Origin of the sequence: Desmonostoc muscorum LEGE 12446 (assembly GCF_015207005.2) — a bacterium.
Taxonomy (GTDB): domain Bacteria; phylum Cyanobacteriota; class Cyanobacteriia; order Cyanobacteriales; family Nostocaceae; genus Nostoc; species Nostoc muscorum.
This window is the reverse complement of record NZ_JADEXS020000001.1, coordinates 2,848,139-2,865,723: the sequence shown is the minus strand read 5'-3', so window position 1 is coordinate 2,865,723 and position 17,585 is coordinate 2,848,139. Positions and strand designations below refer to the sequence as shown.

13 protein-coding genes are annotated in these 17,585 nt (G+C 40.8%); 6 read left to right on the top strand and 7 right to left on the bottom strand.

Going from position 1 to position 17,585, the window contains the following annotated elements; translation table 11 throughout:
- The first annotated feature begins 173 nt into the window (after nt 1–173).
- Nucleotides 174–332 (top strand): hypothetical protein, encoded by a 159-nt coding sequence (locus IQ276_RS12280; protein ID WP_235115605.1) that lies wholly within the window; start codon nt 174–176, stop codon nt 330–332.
- A 78-nt stretch (nt 333–410) separates the two neighbouring features.
- Here the strand turns inward: IQ276_RS12280 and IQ276_RS12275 are convergent, their stop codons facing one another.
- The gene (locus tag IQ276_RS12275) at nt 411–1,592 is read right to left on the bottom strand and encodes an aldo/keto reductase (protein WP_193920650.1); all 1,182 of its coding nucleotides are present in this window, start codon (nt 1,590–1,592) and stop codon (nt 411–413) included.
- A gap of 567 nt (nt 1,593–2,159) precedes the next feature.
- The gene (locus tag IQ276_RS12270) at nt 2,160–3,020 is read right to left on the bottom strand and encodes a poly-gamma-glutamate hydrolase family protein (RefSeq protein ID WP_193917885.1); all 861 of its coding nucleotides are present in this window, start codon (nt 3,018–3,020) and stop codon (nt 2,160–2,162) included.
- Nucleotides 3,021–3,629: 609 nt separating this feature from the next.
- Here IQ276_RS12270 and dxs point away from each other — a divergent pair.
- Together dxs and IQ276_RS12260 are read left to right on the top strand one after the other, a co-directional pair.
- Nucleotides 3,630–5,537, top strand: a complete 1,908-nt coding sequence (gene dxs / locus IQ276_RS12265) for a 1-deoxy-D-xylulose-5-phosphate synthase (RefSeq protein ID WP_193917883.1) — start codon at nt 3,630–3,632, stop codon at nt 5,535–5,537.
- A 231-nt stretch (nt 5,538–5,768) separates the two neighbouring features.
- On the top strand, nt 5,769–6,647 hold the full coding sequence (locus IQ276_RS12260; RefSeq protein ID WP_193917882.1) for an aspartoacylase: 879 nt from the start codon (nt 5,769–5,771) through the stop codon (nt 6,645–6,647).
- Nucleotides 6,648–6,960: 313 nt separating this feature from the next.
- On the opposite strand, the gene IQ276_RS12255 is transcribed toward IQ276_RS12260, so the two are convergent.
- A complete protein-coding gene (locus IQ276_RS12255; protein WP_193917880.1) occupies nt 6,961–7,434 on the bottom strand; it encodes a hypothetical protein in 474 nt (157 codons plus the stop codon).
- A gap of 177 nt (nt 7,435–7,611) precedes the next feature.
- Nucleotides 7,612–9,834 (bottom strand): NHL repeat-containing protein, encoded by a 2,223-nt coding sequence (locus IQ276_RS12250; protein ID WP_193917878.1) that lies wholly within the window; start codon nt 9,832–9,834, stop codon nt 7,612–7,614.
- A gap of 616 nt (nt 9,835–10,450) precedes the next feature.
- Between IQ276_RS12250 and IQ276_RS12245 the strand changes: the two genes are divergently transcribed.
- Both IQ276_RS12245 and IQ276_RS12240 read left to right on the top strand, forming a co-directional pair.
- On the top strand, nt 10,451–11,620 hold the full coding sequence (locus tag IQ276_RS12245) for a glycosyltransferase family 4 protein (RefSeq protein WP_235115604.1): 1,170 nt from the start codon (nt 10,451–10,453) through the stop codon (nt 11,618–11,620).
- Nucleotides 11,621–11,698: 78 nt separating this feature from the next.
- A complete protein-coding gene (locus IQ276_RS12240) occupies nt 11,699–12,838 on the top strand; it encodes a glycosyltransferase (protein WP_235115603.1) in 1,140 nt (379 codons plus the stop codon).
- An 88-nt stretch (nt 12,839–12,926) separates the two neighbouring features.
- On the opposite strand, the gene IQ276_RS12235 is transcribed toward IQ276_RS12240, so the two are convergent.
- The 3 genes from IQ276_RS12235 to IQ276_RS12225 form a co-directional block, all read right to left on the bottom strand.
- Nucleotides 12,927–13,298, bottom strand: a complete 372-nt coding sequence (locus tag IQ276_RS12235; RefSeq protein ID WP_193917874.1) for a hypothetical protein — start codon at nt 13,296–13,298, stop codon at nt 12,927–12,929.
- Between the two features lie 268 nt (nt 13,299–13,566).
- A complete protein-coding gene (locus IQ276_RS12230; RefSeq protein ID WP_190586804.1) occupies nt 13,567–13,830 on the bottom strand; it encodes a hypothetical protein in 264 nt (87 codons plus the stop codon).
- A 219-nt stretch (nt 13,831–14,049) separates the two neighbouring features.
- Nucleotides 14,050–15,684: a mechanosensitive ion channel family protein gene (locus IQ276_RS12225; protein WP_235116319.1), complete on the bottom strand. Its 1,635-nt coding sequence runs from the start codon at nt 15,682–15,684 to the stop codon at nt 14,050–14,052.
- Nucleotides 15,685–16,280: 596 nt separating this feature from the next.
- Between IQ276_RS12225 and ahcY the strand changes: the two genes are divergently transcribed.
- Nucleotides 16,281–17,558: an adenosylhomocysteinase gene (gene ahcY, locus IQ276_RS12220; protein WP_193913812.1), complete on the top strand. Its 1,278-nt coding sequence runs from the start codon at nt 16,281–16,283 to the stop codon at nt 17,556–17,558.
- Nucleotides 17,559–17,585 lie beyond the last annotated feature (27 nt).

The following is a 17,585-nucleotide window of genomic DNA, read 5'->3' as shown; positions in this document are numbered from 1 at the left end:
ACACAATAATTCAAAACTCGAGGTTTCAACATGGACGAGGTTTAATAGGCAATATTAAAATCAATTATGTTGTATTTTGTAAACCGGCCTAAAATGTTCTAAATTTAGCCATAGGGAAGATTTCTCAACCTTTGCTTAGTTTGCTTTATTCGGAATTACTTAGTTTATGAGCTATGAAAATAAGACAAACATATCTACCTTTAGATATGTTTATTCTGCAAAAAATAACAGGGTTTTACTTGCTGTATTTGCAAGCATTATTTGACAAAACTTATTTTTTTGAATACTCAGGCATACTACAGGTAATTTTGGAAAAAATCAAGCAGTTTTGATGAATTAATATATACAGCAATTATGCATGAGGTTAGGGATGGGTTGGATTACAACATTCCAAGTCCCTAACCTCAGATTTACTGTTGAGACAATCGTTTCACTTCTTCACCCCCCAACAATTGATCTGCTTTTTGCAGAATTTGGGGGATTTTCTCAGCGTGGGGACTGCGGGCTAGACATTGGCGCAAGTCTAATTCGTTTAACCGATCGCCTTTATTACCAGGAAACCAATGATCGCCATTACCAAGCAGGTTGTAACGCATTTTGCCATAGTCTACCAGATCATAGGCGATCGCTAAATTCCACAACCACAAAATCACCCGAATATTTACCTCACCAGGCGTTTCGTCAAGTGTGGGTAAATTATCCTCCCAGGTTTTTACCCAATCTTCTCCCAAAATGGCGATCGCTTCTGCTTGCAATCGTGCCAAAATTGGTGGCAGAATTTCTGATGCTCTATCTACTAATTCTAAAGTCTTCAGATGTTCATCAAAATCTTCTGGTTTTGCTGCTCCCAAACTCAAGGTATGCACTTGGTGGTGACTCAAACAAAACAAATCATTAAACACCATTGGACTCAAAGGAGCGCAAAGATTTACTAATTTTTGCGGTGGTTGATACAACAAACCTCCTTTATTAGATGGGCTAATAATAAATACCCCCATATCGTGGCGTTTAGCTGCTTCAATTGCCGCCCAATTCCATTGATTAATGTAGTACCAGTGCAGGTTTACATAATCAAATTGGTTAGTATTAATTGTCTGCACAATTACATCTGTTGGTCCATGTGTAGAAAAGCCAACAAATCTGACTTTTCCCTCTGCTTGCAACTGACGTACCACATCCAAACAGCCACCAGGACGAATGCTGTAGTCCAACAATTCAGGAGTATTAATGCCGTGCAAACCTAAAAGGTCAACATAATCTAGCTCGAGATATTTTAATGATTTTTCAAACGTCTCACGGAATTGTTTTGCATCTTTTTCTGGGCCGACTTTCGTCTGAACAATCAACTTTTCGCGGGGAAACTTGGGCAATATTCTCCCCAATTGCATCTCAGAAGTCCCATAACCACGGGCAGTTTCAATGTGATTAATCCCAACTTCCAGAGCTTTTTTGATAGTCGCTTCCAAATTTGTCTGGTTATCAGCAGGAATTTCCGATTCAGGAACATCCTGCCATTTGAACTGATACCTCATGCCGCCGCAAGAAAACACGGGCATCTGTAATTCTGTGCGTCCAAATCGTCTATATAGCATCAGTGGATTGTGGATTATTTAACAACTTTAAACCTAAAAACAAGACTCATTCGAGCCTTTAATATCACAATAATTACCTCTGTTGAACGTGTGACATCAGTAAGATTCGTCGCATTATGAGATTTGTCAGGTCTTTTGGTTATTTGACTGTAACTTGTTCCAGTTCCACAAACCAATTATGACATCCTAATTAATACTAACAAGCATTTTTCGATTATTTTCGTCAACAAGCTGGAAATTATATTTTGATGAAACAGGGACTGGGAACTGGAGATTAGTATTTTTAGCTAGCACTTTTAAGATAAAGGTCAAAAGTAAGACAGTAGGGGCGTACAGCTGTACGCCCCTACAAATGTCAACAGACAAGAGGCAATTAATCTTTGCCCCTTGCTTGCCCACAGGAATGAGTACAGATAATCGTAGAGGCACAGTTATGCCCCTACCTGTGTACTTCACTTACCTGAAATACGCTGTAATAAATCAAATAGGAATGCCATAGAAAATATTAGATTTGTTGCCTAACGATATGTATTCGCAAACTTGTAAATTTATCTAGCAACAAGTCTATTAAATCTTCGAGCTATAGACAGACGCAACAGCATCAGCAATTTGCTGCCCGTAGCTGATTCGCGCTACTTTAGACTGCTCAATTTGGATGCCATTACCATTAGCTAATCGATTCACAATATTGTTAGGATCGTCGCCATCAAATTCACTGCCTGAGGTAGCAATTTCTACATTGATGCCACTACCAACGATCGCATTTTGAATTGCTTGCTGAATTTCTTGTTTAAGTGCAAGGCTAGCACCGCCGCCAATTAAAATTTTACTTTGGGAGAAGCCATGAAAAGCTACTGCATAGCTAAATTCACGATGAATAATTTTACCGAGTAGGGGAAATGATGCTTCATGAATATCTGTAGATGTGATGTGCCAACGTTCCAAAGCACCACCGCCTTGTTTCCAACCTTTGCAACGCCAACAAGATACACCTTTAGCAGCTAGCACCGCAGCCACGCGTTGTGCTTGTAGATCAGTTCCTTCTTCAATCATGCCACCGTGGGGAGCGATCGCCACAAGTCCAACATGGGTGTTGTTGTCTGTTAGACGCTCAACAAATTCGCTATTGGCTTCTGCTTGTGCATCAGTGAATGTGGGGTGAACTACCTGTGAATCTACGGTAGCATTAAATGGGAATGAAGTTGCTGCTAAACGCGATCGCCCTGCGTCTGTGACGCGAACGATATTTTCTGGATTCTCTTGGGGTGCTTGCTTGACAGTGTAAAGCGCGTATTCGTTAGCAGTACGTCTAATCCTAACTTGGTGACCAACAGCACAACCAATGGCTGCTAATTTTTGCGGGTCTACAGAACAGTGTTCTTTTGTACCTGTAGTTCTTTTTTGCACGCTGGCAGTATATGTAGGCATTATTTCCTCGATGTCTCAGTATTAGTAGATGGAATTTATTCCACAAGTGAATTTATAAACCTTGTGTTATGGTACTTATCGCTATATTTTTTGCCAATTATGCAAAAAATATGATAAAATTTGTAAAGAAAATATAAACTTTAATTTACTAAACTACTACTGAATTTGGAGGAAATAATTGAGTAACTTTACTTACATACCTATCCTTTCCAGATGCAGTGGCGATCGCGCAGCAGAATATCTGGTGATAGCGAACCAAGAGAAGAAACATTAATGAGGTAGCTTTAGAAGGGAATGGGGAGTGGAGAGTAGGGAGTAGGGAGGTGGGGGGACAAGGAAAATAACTCCTAACTCCTCACTCCCCATTCCTCACTCAGTACTCCCAATGCCTATTACTTAAATTGAGAATTCACACCAAAGACTGGCTATATTCTGAATTCTTTTTTTGACGAATTGTTAATGGGTAACCCATTTTTGGGCGTTATTAATTACGAAGTTATACTTTCCGCTACAACTTAGTAACAATGTAACAGTCTAATTATGTGGATAACCCGACCGTGGGAAAATCAAGATACCGAAACCAGAAATTAGAGAGGAAAACCCTGTAATATGCATCTGAGCGAAATTACCCATCCCAATCAGTTGCACGGTTTATCCGTTCGGCAACTGCAACAAATTGCCCGTCAAATTCGAGATAAGCATCTCCAAACCGTAGCGGTTAATGGTGGACATTTGGGGCCAGGGTTGGGTGTCGTAGAATTAACACTAGGGCTTTATCAAACATTAGACTTAGATCGGGATAAAGTCATTTGGGATGTAGGACACCAAGCTTATCCCCACAAACTACTTACAGGACGTTACGATCACTTCCACACCCTCAGACAAAAAGACGGAGTTGCGGGTTATCTCAAGCGTTGCGAAAACAAATTCGATCATTTTGGTGCGGGACATGCTTCTACCAGCATCTCAGCGGCATTAGGTATGGCTTTGGCACGAGATTTAAAAGGCGAAAAATTTAAAGCGGTAGCTGTCATTGGCGATGGCGCACTTACAGGAGGTATGGCTTTAGAAGCCATCAACCATGCCGGACACATGCCGAAAACTAATTTGCTGGTTGTTCTCAATGACAACGACATGTCCATATCTCGCAACGTAGGCGCGATTCCTCGCTACCTGAACAAAATGCGCCTCAGCCAACCGGTGCAATTCATTAAAGATAATCTTGAAGAACAATTTAAGCAAATTCCCTTCGTTGGTGAATCTCTGTCTCCCGAACTCGGACGCATCAAAGAAGGTATGAAGCGCTTAGCTGTTCCCAAGGTAGGTGCAGTGTTTGAAGAACTCGGCTTTACTTACATCGGCCCAGTGGATGGACATAATTTAGAAGAATTGATTGCCACTTTCCAACAAGCACATCAAATACCAGGCCCAGTTTTGGTACATGTGGCAACAATCAAAGGCAAAGGCTATGAAATTGCTGAATTAGATCAAGTTGGTTACCACGCCCAAAGCCCCTTCAATGTAGCCACTGGCAAAGCCATTCCCTCCAGCAAACCCAAACCGCCGGCTTATGCCAAAGTCTTTTCTCACACTTTGGTAAAACTTGCCGAACAAAACCCGAAAATCATCGGCATTACTGCGGCGATGGCGACGGGAACAGGCTTAGATAAACTTCAAGCAAAACTGCCCAATCAATATATTGATGTGGGCATTGCTGAACAACACGCTGTCACTTTAGCAGCCGGACTGGCAACCGAAGGAATGCGCCCCATCGCCGCCATTTATTCTACCTTCTTGCAACGTGCCTACGACCAGATAATTCACGATGTCTGCATCCAAAACTTACCAGTCTTCTTCTGCTTAGATAGGGCAGGAATTGTTGGTTCCGATGGCCCCACCCACCAAGGTATGTATGACATTGCCTATCTACGTTGTATTCCTAACATAGTAGTGATGGCGCCGAAAGACGAAGCAGAACTCCAACGCATGGTAGTAACTGGTGTTAACCATACTAGCGGCCCCATCGCCATGCGTTACCCGCGTGGCAATGGCTACGGTGTGCCTCTGATGGAAGAAGGCTGGGAACCTCTGGAAATTGGCAAAGGCGAAATTCTGCGTACAGGCGATGATGTGTTAATCGTCGGCTATGGCACAATGGTTTATCCGGGAATGCAAGCTGCTGAAATCTTGAGCGAACATGGCATTGAAGCAACTGTGATTAATGCCCGTTTTGTTAAGCCTTTGGATACCGAGTTGATTTTGCCTTTAGCTAAGAAAATCGGACGCGTTGTCACCTTAGAAGAAGGCTGTATCATGGGTGGCTTTGGTTCTGCGATCGCCGAAGCTTTATTAGATGCAGATATTCTCGTTCCTGTCAAGCGATTTGGTGTGCCAGATGTGTTAGTAGATCATGCTGAACCAAATGAATCTAAGACAGAATTAGGTTTAACGAGTCATCAAATAGCAGAGAGAGTTTTGTCAGCTTTCTTTAAACGGCAACTATCTACTGTTGTTTAGTTAATTCTTTGTAGTAACGAATCGCCCACACTTGTGACTCAGGTGTGGGCGATCGCTATATGAGGGCGTATTTCAGGTAAATGAAGTACACGGGTAGGGGCACAGCCATGTTCCCTACACTTTGCGATATGATGTTGTACTGCATCTGAATGGGAACCGCTATATATTAATAAACCACAGTAGGGTGGGCATTATAATGTCTAGCCTACAAACTTTGATTGCGAGGTTTTTATGAGTCAGATTGAACGAGTGGCGATCGTTGGAGGAACCCACGGTAATGAATTAACAGGAGTACACTTAGTCAAAAAGTTTCAGCAACATCCAAATTTAATTAACAAACAAAGTTTAGAAACTTTGGTGTTACTTGGTAATGCCAAAGCTATTACAGAAGGTAAACGTTACATTGACAAAGATTTAAATCGCTGCTTCAGCAATCAAGACTTACAAAACCCAAATCTCTTAAGTTACGAAGATAAGCGGGCGAAAGAAATTAAACAGATACTGCAACCACAAAATCAGTCTTTTGCAGATGTAATCATTGATTTACATAGCACAACTGCCAACATGGGGCTAAGTTTAATTTTTTGTGAGATGCATCCTTTATTACTTAGCTTAGCTGCTTATTTAAGTTCGATAAATCCTTTAGTGAGAGTGTGTATTAATCCACAATCAAAAGAAGGTGGTTTTCTACGTTCTTTGTGCGAATTAGGTTTTGTAATCGAAGTTGGTGCTGTAGCTCAAAATGTCTTAAATGCTGAATTGTTTCAACAAACAGAACAGCTTATTTACGCAATTTTGGACTATTTTGAATGGTGTAACCAAGGTAATATTCCACAGATAAACAGCAGCTTGACACTCTATCAATACATTAGCACTATTGATTATCCCAGAGATGAACGCGGGGAAATTCAAGCCATGATTCATCCCCATGTTCAGTTTCGGGATTATCACCCTCTGAATCCAGGTGAGCCAATATTTCTGACTTTTGCAGGAAAAAATATTTTATATGAGGGGGTATCTACTGTTTATCCTATTTTTATTAATGAAGCAGCCTATTATGAAAAAGGAATTGCAATGCATTTAACTCAAAAGCAACAAAAGGTAGTTTAATAAAAATATGTCATATAGGACTCTTATTTGATTTTTGAAATACACGTAGGATGTAAAAGCGTTGCGTAACGCACCTTCCCCGAAGCTTTTGGTGCGTTACGGCTTACGCCTAATACACCCTACACATACTTAGATTTTTTCAGGAATAAAATCGGATTCCTATATTAAATTCAGATAATTAGTTATAGCGTATTTCAGCTAAATGAAGTACATAGGTAGGGGCACAATATATTGTGCCCCTACGATTATCTGTACCTCAATCACTAGTCATTTGGATTTTATTTGTTACAAATGACTAATGACGCGCATTAGGTTAATAGCAACGCTGATGGTAATTGCTATGTAGATAATCATAGTTTCTCAGGTAATGACAATACAGAGGGTTATGAACCCGTTGATGGGAATTTCTGTATCGATTGTGATGCCGTCTACGGTAATAAATATCTTTGGGATAGTTAAGCCTTTGACGGTAATAGTTTCTGTACCTTTGATGATAGTGCCTACGATGACGATAATATCGACGATGCCTCCGGTGATAGCGTCGATATTTTCGATGTTTTAATTTTTCAGTATCAACTTCCGAATCTTTTGGAACTGAGGAATATTCTGTAACTGAATTTGGCAAGGAATTCAGGATATCTTGATTAGTTTTTGTCTGGACAACTGGGGCGTTTAATTCCTTTGAAGTTGGTAGCATCTGCAACTCATTTTTTTCAGATGCTGCGGCTATCTCCAATCCCAGGAAACTGGGCAATAATAAAACACTGATTACAAATTTCCAAAACACTGTTTCATGCTCCTAATTTCTTATTCCCTGGCTTAAGTAGGGAATGCCAACTGATGTAAAGTTCTGGCTTAAATAGGAATTACGCAGTGAAACAAAAAATTAAGGCTTGTTTTTATTGAACTAAAAACATAGCCTTTATAAATGATATCATGTGCAGTAGAAAATCGATATAAATGCTCACCCTGCTAGGCGATACATAATCACTTTTCCTTTCCAATTTTCTTCTACAAATACTAAGTACTCGCCATTAGAACACCGAAAAGCGCGGATGCCGTAGGGTATATCAATCCAGCCACTTTCGCTTCCAACTTCAGGGCCTGGTTTTAATTGTTTTACTTCGACTCCTGTGGTTGCATTGTAGACATATACCTCTGCGGTTTTAACTGTGACAGCGAAGACATAATTTCCCGCCACACTCATTGCAGCTGTGGAGACTTCGCGTTTGCCGGTGGTGTCGTAGGGAATCACAGCCCGCCACTTGGGAGTGCGATTTCCTTTACTCCAATTGTCAAAGCGGGCAATTTCAGATCCCACAACACCAGTATCATCGCCGAATGCGGGATGATCTACTGTGAAACCAGACAAATACATGGTATCTGTTTGGGGGAAATATTCAATGCGCCGCAAATCGTTAAATATCTCAGGGGTAGTTTGCTTTTGCATCGAACTATAACTGTAGATGGGGTTACCCTTAGCATCTATTCCCTGTAACGGATAATGTCGGATACCGTTACCATCTTGGGTTCGCAAAGCTTTCCAAACATCTCCTTTGCTGTCTACCCACCAACCGCCAAGATGGGGATAGTCTTTGCTGGTATCATATTCGTTGTTTTCAAATTTGCCATTACCGTTGCTGTCTCGCCAGATCCATTCACCTTTTTCTGGTTGATAGGGTGGCCAATTTCCGCTAAGAGATTGTTTATCTGTGCCATTCGTACCAACAAACATTCCGGCTGGTATGGCAATTTTACCGTCTGTGGTGGGATTGAAGCGATATATTTGCAGAAAGCTGCTATACATATCTGTGAGGAACAAAAACGGTTTGCCTTGGATGCGACGCACAAAGGTTGCATCTGGCGATGTGTGCAAACGTGGATCTTGTGGATATTTGAAAGGATTTAAGGTGTAGGCTTTGTAAGTCCATTGCTTACCAGCAGGCTTACTATAATCCATTTGATATTGTTCTTGTTTGGTGAATAAGTCTACACCATCAGTTTTGGGATCGGCATCTGCATTATCGACAAATATTAATCCTAGCGATCGCCACATCAATTTACCTGATGACGAGAATTTCCGCAAATCTGTTCCTGATTTGTTGAAACCATTACTATTTATATAGATATTACCTGATGCATCTGTGCCAACTCCGGTAAGTCCATAAAGTTTCAAATCTCGGACTTCACCAGGAACTCCTGTATAGATACCGTTTTTACAGCCAAAACTGCCTACTTGTATCGGCTGATCTTTGATGTCATAAATCAATATTTGCTGGCGCGAACCATTTTCTGCTACTAACAGCTTACCCTGAGGATCGATGGCGATCGCTGTTGGTTCAATAATATCTGCAATTTGTTGGGGCAATTGCTTTCCACTTTGGGAATAATGTAAAATCTTTGCAGGATTAGTACCATTTTTGTTTTGAATAATCCACAGATTTTTTTGTTTATCAACTGCGATCGCTCCTGGATTAGCAACAGTAAAGCTGCGCAGTTCCTTCATCGTCTCAGTATCATAAACCCGAATCCGGTTAGCAGCCAAATCACTCACATACAATTCACTTCCGACAATTCCTAATCCAGCAACTTCGCTTTTAGTGCTGACAATTAACATACTTTTATCCCAGCCACGTCCCCCAGGAAACGGTGCAGGTTTTCCCGACAAATCATAGCGCCTAACGGAGTGCCAAGCTGTTCCTTCTGCTGGATAATCTTCTTTTGTATTGCCCGTCGATCCCTGAGTCATGGCAATGTAAATATATTTACTATTTGCTGTAACAGCTTTGCCACCACCACGACCCCAACCGTGAGTATCACCAAGGGCATTTACAATTTTACCATCCTTATATATTCCTGCTTCTGTTCCGGCTTCATCCCAATGGCTGTTGGTATACACCGTACCATCGGCGGTAACATACATTGCCTCTATATTGTTTTGTATCCGCAGATTTCCACTGCCAATACTATTACCTATCCAGGATGTTTGATAGCTGAGTGTAGGTGTTCCAGTTGTCGCCCAATCTGTTGTAATGCCAATGGTAGTAACCAAAACTCCAACAATTAGACTAAATAAAAATTTGAAAGTTTTATTTCTTTGCAAATATTTTAAATTAGATAATTTTTTAATTTCCTGCTTGAACTCTTGACACAGGTTTCTTAACTTGATAATTAATTTATTATTCATATAACTTTATTTATTTGTTCACCAACAATTAATATTTTTATTCTCTCTGCGCTCCTGCGTGAGATTTTGTCCACAATCTAAATACGATAACTGTATATACAATCATTATTTTCTCAATCCGCCCAAAAATATAACTAATTTGAATTGATAAATATACAGATTCTATCTTCAAAATATTCAATGTATTAAAATTTACTCTTATTCAAAGCATAAATAGTAAATTTAAATACAAAATTTGAAACTATCCATTAATTGATAGTAGTTTCAATACTGTTACTGTTGCGTTAAGCTAGAGACACGATAAATCGCCGTCTCTACAAAGAATTGATTGTTGTAGAGACGGCAATTTATCGCGTCTTTGTCATGTAGAATTTTGATCAAAAAACCTTAAGCGAACTGTATTGATAGTAGTTTTTCTCTTTGACTGCCTACCATTCGCCTTACTCCAACAACAGGTATCATATTTATCATATTCAGTATTATTCAGTTAATTAAAACACAGATTGGAATTGCTTGTTGACATGAAGATATAAATAGTTTATAAAATGGTGTTCTCTCCAAAAAATCTTATTGATAATGTATATATTGTTTTAATACATTTATAGGATAAACATCTATGAAAAATCAAAAAGAAAATTTAGCTTCACCATCTGCATCTATTCTTACCTTGGGATTAGGCTGGTTTCCTGAAAATCCCGGAGGATTAGAAAGGTATATTTATGAACTAACTCATAAATTAGCAGCAAATAAAGACCACATTGAATTATGCGGAGTCGGTTTACCAGATGCAGAACTAAATTCCCCGATTAAGCTGACTAACTTAGCGTCTGCTGATACTAATATTTGTCAAAGATTATGGTCAATTCGCCAAAACTTCCAGAAAACCAGAACAAATAAACCAGATGCGATTAATCTGCACTTTGCATTATACAGCTTTCCAATTTTAGATATTTTGCCAAAAGGAGTACCAGTTACTTTTAACTTTCATGGCCCTTGGGCTTCTGAGAGTAAGCAGGAAGTAGTTAATAAAAATCTTAGTCTTTTAATTAAGCATTGGCTGATAGAACAAACCACTTATAATCGCTGCGATCGCTTTATAGTTCTCAGCAAAGCATTTGGCAGTATTTTACATCAAAAATATCAAGTTCCGTGGAATAAAATTAATGTTATCCCTGGTGGAGTTGATATTAATTGGTTTCAACCAAATTTATCAGCCCAGGAAGCTTGTAGACAATTAGACTGGCCTAATAATCGTCGGATTCTCTTTACATCACGCCGCTTAGTACATCGAACTGGTGTTGACAAATTATTACAAGCGATCGCTATAATTAAGCCCAGAATACCAGATATTTGGCTAGCGATCGCCGGTCGTGGTCACATCCAAGCTGCACTACAACAACAGGCTACAGAATTAGGACTAGACGACAACGTTAAATTTTTAGGTTTTCTACCTGATGAGCAATTACCGATAGCTTATCAAGCTGCTGAATTAACTGTCATGCCTAGTCAATCTTTTGAAGGATTTGGATTGGTAATAGTTGAATCTTTAGCTTGTGGGACTCCAGTTTTATGTACTCCAGTTGGGGGAATGCCAGAAATTTTAACGGAATTTTCACCCGATTTAATTACTACTTCCCCCGAAGCATCAGCAATTGCCGAAAAATTAGAACAGGCGCTACTAGGAAACATCCCCATCCCTTCAAAAGAAGCCTGTCGTCACTACGCAGTTACACATTATGATTGGAATCAAGTTGCCCAGCAAGTACGGAATGTTCTATTAAATTAAAGAAGTAAAGACGCGAAAATTGCTTTGTAGAGACGCGATAAATCGCGTCTGAATTATATAGTATTATAAGGAAGTTTTATGAAAATTTTTTTCCTAGACCAAAGTGGTAAACCAGGCGGTGCAGAATTGTGTTTAATAGATATTGCTAAACCCTATCGACATGATGCTTTGGTCGGTTTATTTGCAGACGGATCATTTAAACATTTACTACAACAAAATAATATTCCGGTAGAAGTTCTTACAAATCAAGCGATCGCAGTTCGCAAACAAAGCAGTTTAATACAAGGTTTAAATAGCTTAGGACAACTGCTACCTCTAATTACTAAAGTAGTTAAAAAAGCGCGTGAATACGATTTAATCTACGCCAACACCCAAAAAGCATTAGTTGTAGGAGCGATAGCAAGTCTTTTCAGTCGTCGTCCTCTGGTTTATCATTTACATGATATTCTCTCCACCGAACATTTTAGCAAAACTAATCTTCGCATAGCTGTTAACCTGGCTAATGGTTTTGCATCATTAGTAATTGCTAATTCTCAAGCTAGTAAATCAGCTTTTTTAGAAGCAGGAGGACGCCGAGACATCATCGAAGTTGTCTATAATGGCTTTGAACCTAAAAATTATCAAATTGATGATTCTGACATCAATCAATTGCAACAAAATTTAGAATTAGCAGGAAAATTTGTAGTTGGACATTTTAGCAGACTTGCACCTTGGAAAGGGCAGCATATTTTAATTGATGCCCTTGCTTTATGTCCGCCACAGGTAACAGCAATTTTAGTCGGTGATGCATTATTTGGCGAACAAAATTACGTCCAAGAGTTACACCAACAAGTCACTAAACTGGGATTAGAAAACCGCGTCAAATTTTTAGGATTTCGTTCAGATATTCCCCAATTAATGTCAGCTTGTGACTTAGTAGCACATAGTTCGACTTGTCCAGAACCTTTTGGTAGAGTGATTGTCGAAGCAATGCTATGTGAAAAACCTGTAATTGCAGCAAAAGCTGGGGGTGCAATGGAATTAGTAGAACACGGACTGAATGGTTTTCTTGTAACACCAGGAGAACCTCAGGAACTTGCACAAACGATTATCACCTGTCTTCAAGAAAGGGAAATAACTGCAACTATAGCCAAGAATGCCAGAATTACTGCTAGTGAACGTTTTGATGTTGCAACTATTAATCAGCAAATTGCTCAACTGTTGTCCCAGAGATTATAGTGACGCGCTTAATCTGCAATCTCAGTTTTATAATTAAATCATTGTAAGGTAGCACAGCTGTGCTACCTTACTGCAAATTGCTATGTGATTACAAACCGACTAATTCGCGCGATTCAAAATCAGTGAGTTGTTGAGCGATCGCTAATCTAGCTTCCAACTTTGCTACACTAAACTGATTACGCAGATATTCTAAATGGCCGATGGCATTTGCCTTTTCCCCAGTCAAGCGGATTAAAGTATCCATTGCCTTTTGATATTCCTGATTCACAAGCAGCACTTCAAAACGCCGCGCCTTCCGTTGAGCATCATTTTTCAAATCCATCTCAAAGGCGGCGACGCGATCCGCATTGCCTTCAAATCGGTTAATCTGGTGCTGCACTGCCATTAACTGAGAATCTATTTCATTAGCCCGTTGGGCAGCTTGAGCGATGGCACCTGGATAATGACTCAGTTGCATCATCTAATAACTTTCCTCTAAGGTCAAGAATTTAATGCTTAAGCATAAAACTAACCCCGGAATCCATTTCCCAAAAGGCTGTCACAGAGAAGTTTATACTTAATCAGGTCTGTAAACCTATATATCTATTATAGTAAAAACGTACTGATTTTAACTGACTCAAAGACTCTGTTTTGGTCAGATTTACCTTGGATTTGGTTGTAGAAAAAATTGAAGTTGCGTTTGGTTTAACGCAACCCAACAATGTCTCTTGCGAAATCCTGTATCTACCTCAAGCCGCTTCTCGCAGTTGTGACGGCACATTCACCTCTGGAAACGAAAGCGAGAGTTGTTCGGCTTGAGGTACCGCAGCTTGTTCTAACACTTGAACTTCGATATTTACACTCACCAAATAACTGCCTGTATCTGCACCAACCGCTTCAGCAATTAATTTGGCAATATCCGGACGCTTGGCTGTCAACGGGTCACGTAAAATGCACCGATCCCATTCATGCTTGGCAGTCGGATTGAGGTTGAGAATATAATGCTTCATCATTGAACTAACCCTTTAACCCATCTTCCACAAGGTTTTCACAGAGCCGTTGTGCGTTTGACTAGGCTTTGTGAACGCTATCCCTATTATAGTATATTTGTACTAAATTAGGGGAGTGGGGAGTAGGGAGTGGGGAGTAGGGGGGAAAGAGGTAATTTTTCATTCTCCCCCCTGCCTGAAGCCTCTTCCCAATGCCCAATGCCCTACTCTTGGTGAAACTAACTAATTAGATTTGCCATTACTCTGTAAATTTAACGAATCAGTATCATTCACCCAAATTGCTTGTTGAGGCACAGAAATCGAAATTCCGGCTTCATCAAGAGCAACTTTCAGGCGGCGGCGAAACTCCCGTGCTACATCCCATTGTTTAAGGGGCTGTGTTTTAATCCAGACACGAATAATCAAACCGCGATCGCCAAATTGATCTATTCCCAAAACTTGCGGCGGTTCTAAAATTTGACGCTGCCATTGCAGTTCTTGACTCATCTTGTCTGCAACGGTTTTAATCAACTTCAAAGCTTCATCTGTATCGGCTTGGTAAGCGATAGGAATCGTCAAATCGGCTCGTGACCAACGACTAGAAAGATTGGCAACAACTTTAATTTCACTATTGGGAATTGTGATTAAGCGCCCTTCGGAATCTCGCACCTGGGTCATCCGCAGATTGAGATTTTCTACTAAGCCTCCCACATCTCCCACATTAATCACATCACCCAAAGCGTACTGGTCTTCTAGGATAATCAAGAAACCGTTAATCGCATCTTTAATCAAGTTTTGCGAAGCTAAGGATACGGCAACACCAACCAAACTGGCACCGGCTAGCAAGGGAACGATATCTATACCCAAGGATACCAACCCTAGCAAAAAGCCTACTCCCACACAGATAGCGGTAGCAATACTTTTTGTCACACCAGAAAATGTGGAAACTCGCAGTTGCAGACGTGCCGAACTTTCTGGGGTGAGGAAAGCACTACTGCTGATGAGAGTGGAGGCGAAACGGTCAATCAAAGCATAGCTGAGACGCACAGCTACATAAGTTACCAGTGCAACAAAAGCTAATCGCAAAGGAAATTGGGCAGCGGTGAGAATCGCTACTTGAAATCCTCGTGTGTAGGGAAACAAACCCAAAATAAAGAAACTTCCACCCCCCCAAATTCCGGCTTGAGTTAGCTGGAACAATCGCCTCTTGGCTTCTTGGAGATGTCGGTGTTGCTGTTGATTTAGTTGTGTTGTAATTGGTTGAGCCGCTGTTGGAGTTGGAGAAGTGAAGAGTCCATTTTGGGCTTGAAAGGTAACGGAGTCTGAATTTTTGCTGGAACGTCTCTGCCAGCTATATGCTCCCCAACTGATGATAATCATTGCCAGTGCCGTAGCCCCAGCAATCTTACCTTGGTCGATTAAAAATTGAGTTTGTCTCTCTTGTTTTGCCTGTTGCAAGTCTTCTTTTAATGAGTCAGCAATTTGATTTGCTGATGTTGAGATATCTACTTGTCGCAGCCCAGCATCCTCAGAAGTGATGGTCATCAGATATTGGTTGTTGACATAAATTACTGGTAATTTGTTGACTTCGCGAACTTCTACCTTGACTGGCGTGTTTGCTGGTGACTGAAAGTAATTTTGGCTAATTGCCTCCAACTTCTTTTGGATGTCTTCTGAACGCTCAGGAAAGTTGGTTTTTGATCCTGCTATCTGAAATAGGCGACGACCATCCAAATAAATCCAGCCGGAAACAACTCTGTCATTGGAATCATTGCTCACACTGCTGGGAGCTTGCAATTCCGGGAAAAAAGGAATCTGGGCGGTGGCTTTTGGCACAGATACAACGGTTACAGCCATTGAACCGGCGATCGCCATCATTACACCCAAACCTTTGCGACCTTTGGGTAACACACTCGTTTTAGACAAGTTGGACGCTTGATTGGGAGCCTCCAAGTGTGCCACAGGCTTGGCGATATTGCCGAGGTATGTTTTGGGTGAAAATACCCGTCCCCGATCCTTTAAACCTTTAGCAGAACTGGGTAACAGAACTTCCTTTGCGATCGCCAAAAATTGAAAGCGCACTCAAACACCTCCTTGAGTAAAATTTACTATTGACTATTTCTATAACCATCCTCCTCAATTAATCTGAGTAAATGTACCTATCTAAAGTTAAGTATTGGCTATTAAACCATGAAATTTTGATGTTTTTTTTGTGATAACCTCTCTTTAGACAGATGACATTGTACTGACAATGAGCGATGAAAGCTAAGAACAGTCTTACTCTTACCAAAGATAAAACAAAAAAGAAAAAGCTGACGATGAAGTTGACATTAGGCTAATGAAACGTCAAGCTAGTTTTCAGGACTATTGACTAGTAATTTGCTTTCTTTCAAGCAAAAATTACCTGTAGTAGAATAACCTAGTAGAGTGCGTAGCTTTTACGTAGCTTTTTCACATTTTTGAGGTAACTTTTCATGACCGCAATTTCTCCCCGATTAAAGCACGAGGTTAAAGACCTCGGCCTAGCTGCCTTGGGAAGACAGCGCATTGAATGGGCTGGACGCGAAATGCCAGTTTTGCGGCAAATCCGCGATCGCTTCGCCAAAGAAAAACCCTTTGCTGGGTTACGCCTTGTGGCTTGCGCCCACATCACAACAGAAACAGCACATTTGGCGATCGCTCTGAAAGCCGGTGGTGCAGATGCAGTACTAATTGCTAGCAATCCCCTATCAACCCAAGATGACGTAGCTGCTAGCCTCGTCGTCGATCATGAAATTCCCGTTTTTGCCCAAAAAGGCGAAGATAACGCAACCTATAGCCGCCACGTCCAAATCGCCCTGGATCACCGCCCCAACATCATCATTGATGATGGTAGTGACGTAGTTGCAACATTAATTCAAGAGCGCCAACACCAAATTCCCGATTTGATTGGCACCACAGAAGAAACCACAACGGGAATTGTGCGCCTGAGAGCCATGTTCAAAGATGGCGTTCTCACCTTCCCCGCAGTGAACGTCAACGATGCTGATACCAAGCACTTCTTCGATAACCGCTATGGTACTGGGCAATCGACCCTTGATGGCATCATCCGCGCTACAAATATTCTGCTAGCTGGTAAAACCATCGTTGTTGTTGGTTATGGCTGGTGTGGTAAAGGTACAGCACTCCGCGCCCGTGGTTTGGGTGGTAACGTAGTTGTTACCGAAATTGACCCCATCAAAGCAATTGAAGCCGTAATGGATGGCTTCCGCGTTCTGCCAATGGCAGAAGCTGCTCAAGTTGGCGATTTGTTTATCACAGTCACTGGTAACAAGCACGTAATTCGCGGCGAACATTTCGATGCGATGAAAGACGGTGCGATCGTTTGTAACTCTGGTCACTTTGATATTGAACTTGACCTCAAATACTTAGCTGATAAAGCTAAAGAAATCAAAGAAGTCCGTCCCTTTACCGAAGAGTATAAATTGGGAAGCGGCAAATCAGTTATTGTTCTCGGTCAAGGACGCTTAATTAACCTCGCCGCTGCGGAAGGACATCCCAGTGCAGTTATGGATATGAGCTTTGCTAACCAGGCATTAGCTGTTGAATACCTCGTGAAGAATAAAGGTAAGTTGGAACCTGGTTTGCACTCAATTCCTACCGAAGTGGATCAAGAAATTGCTCGACTCAAGTTGCAAGCGTTAGGAATTGCGATCGATACCTTAACACCCGATCAAATTGAGTACATCAATTCTTGGACTACTGGAACTTAATCTTAATTGATTAATTGATTTTTTTGG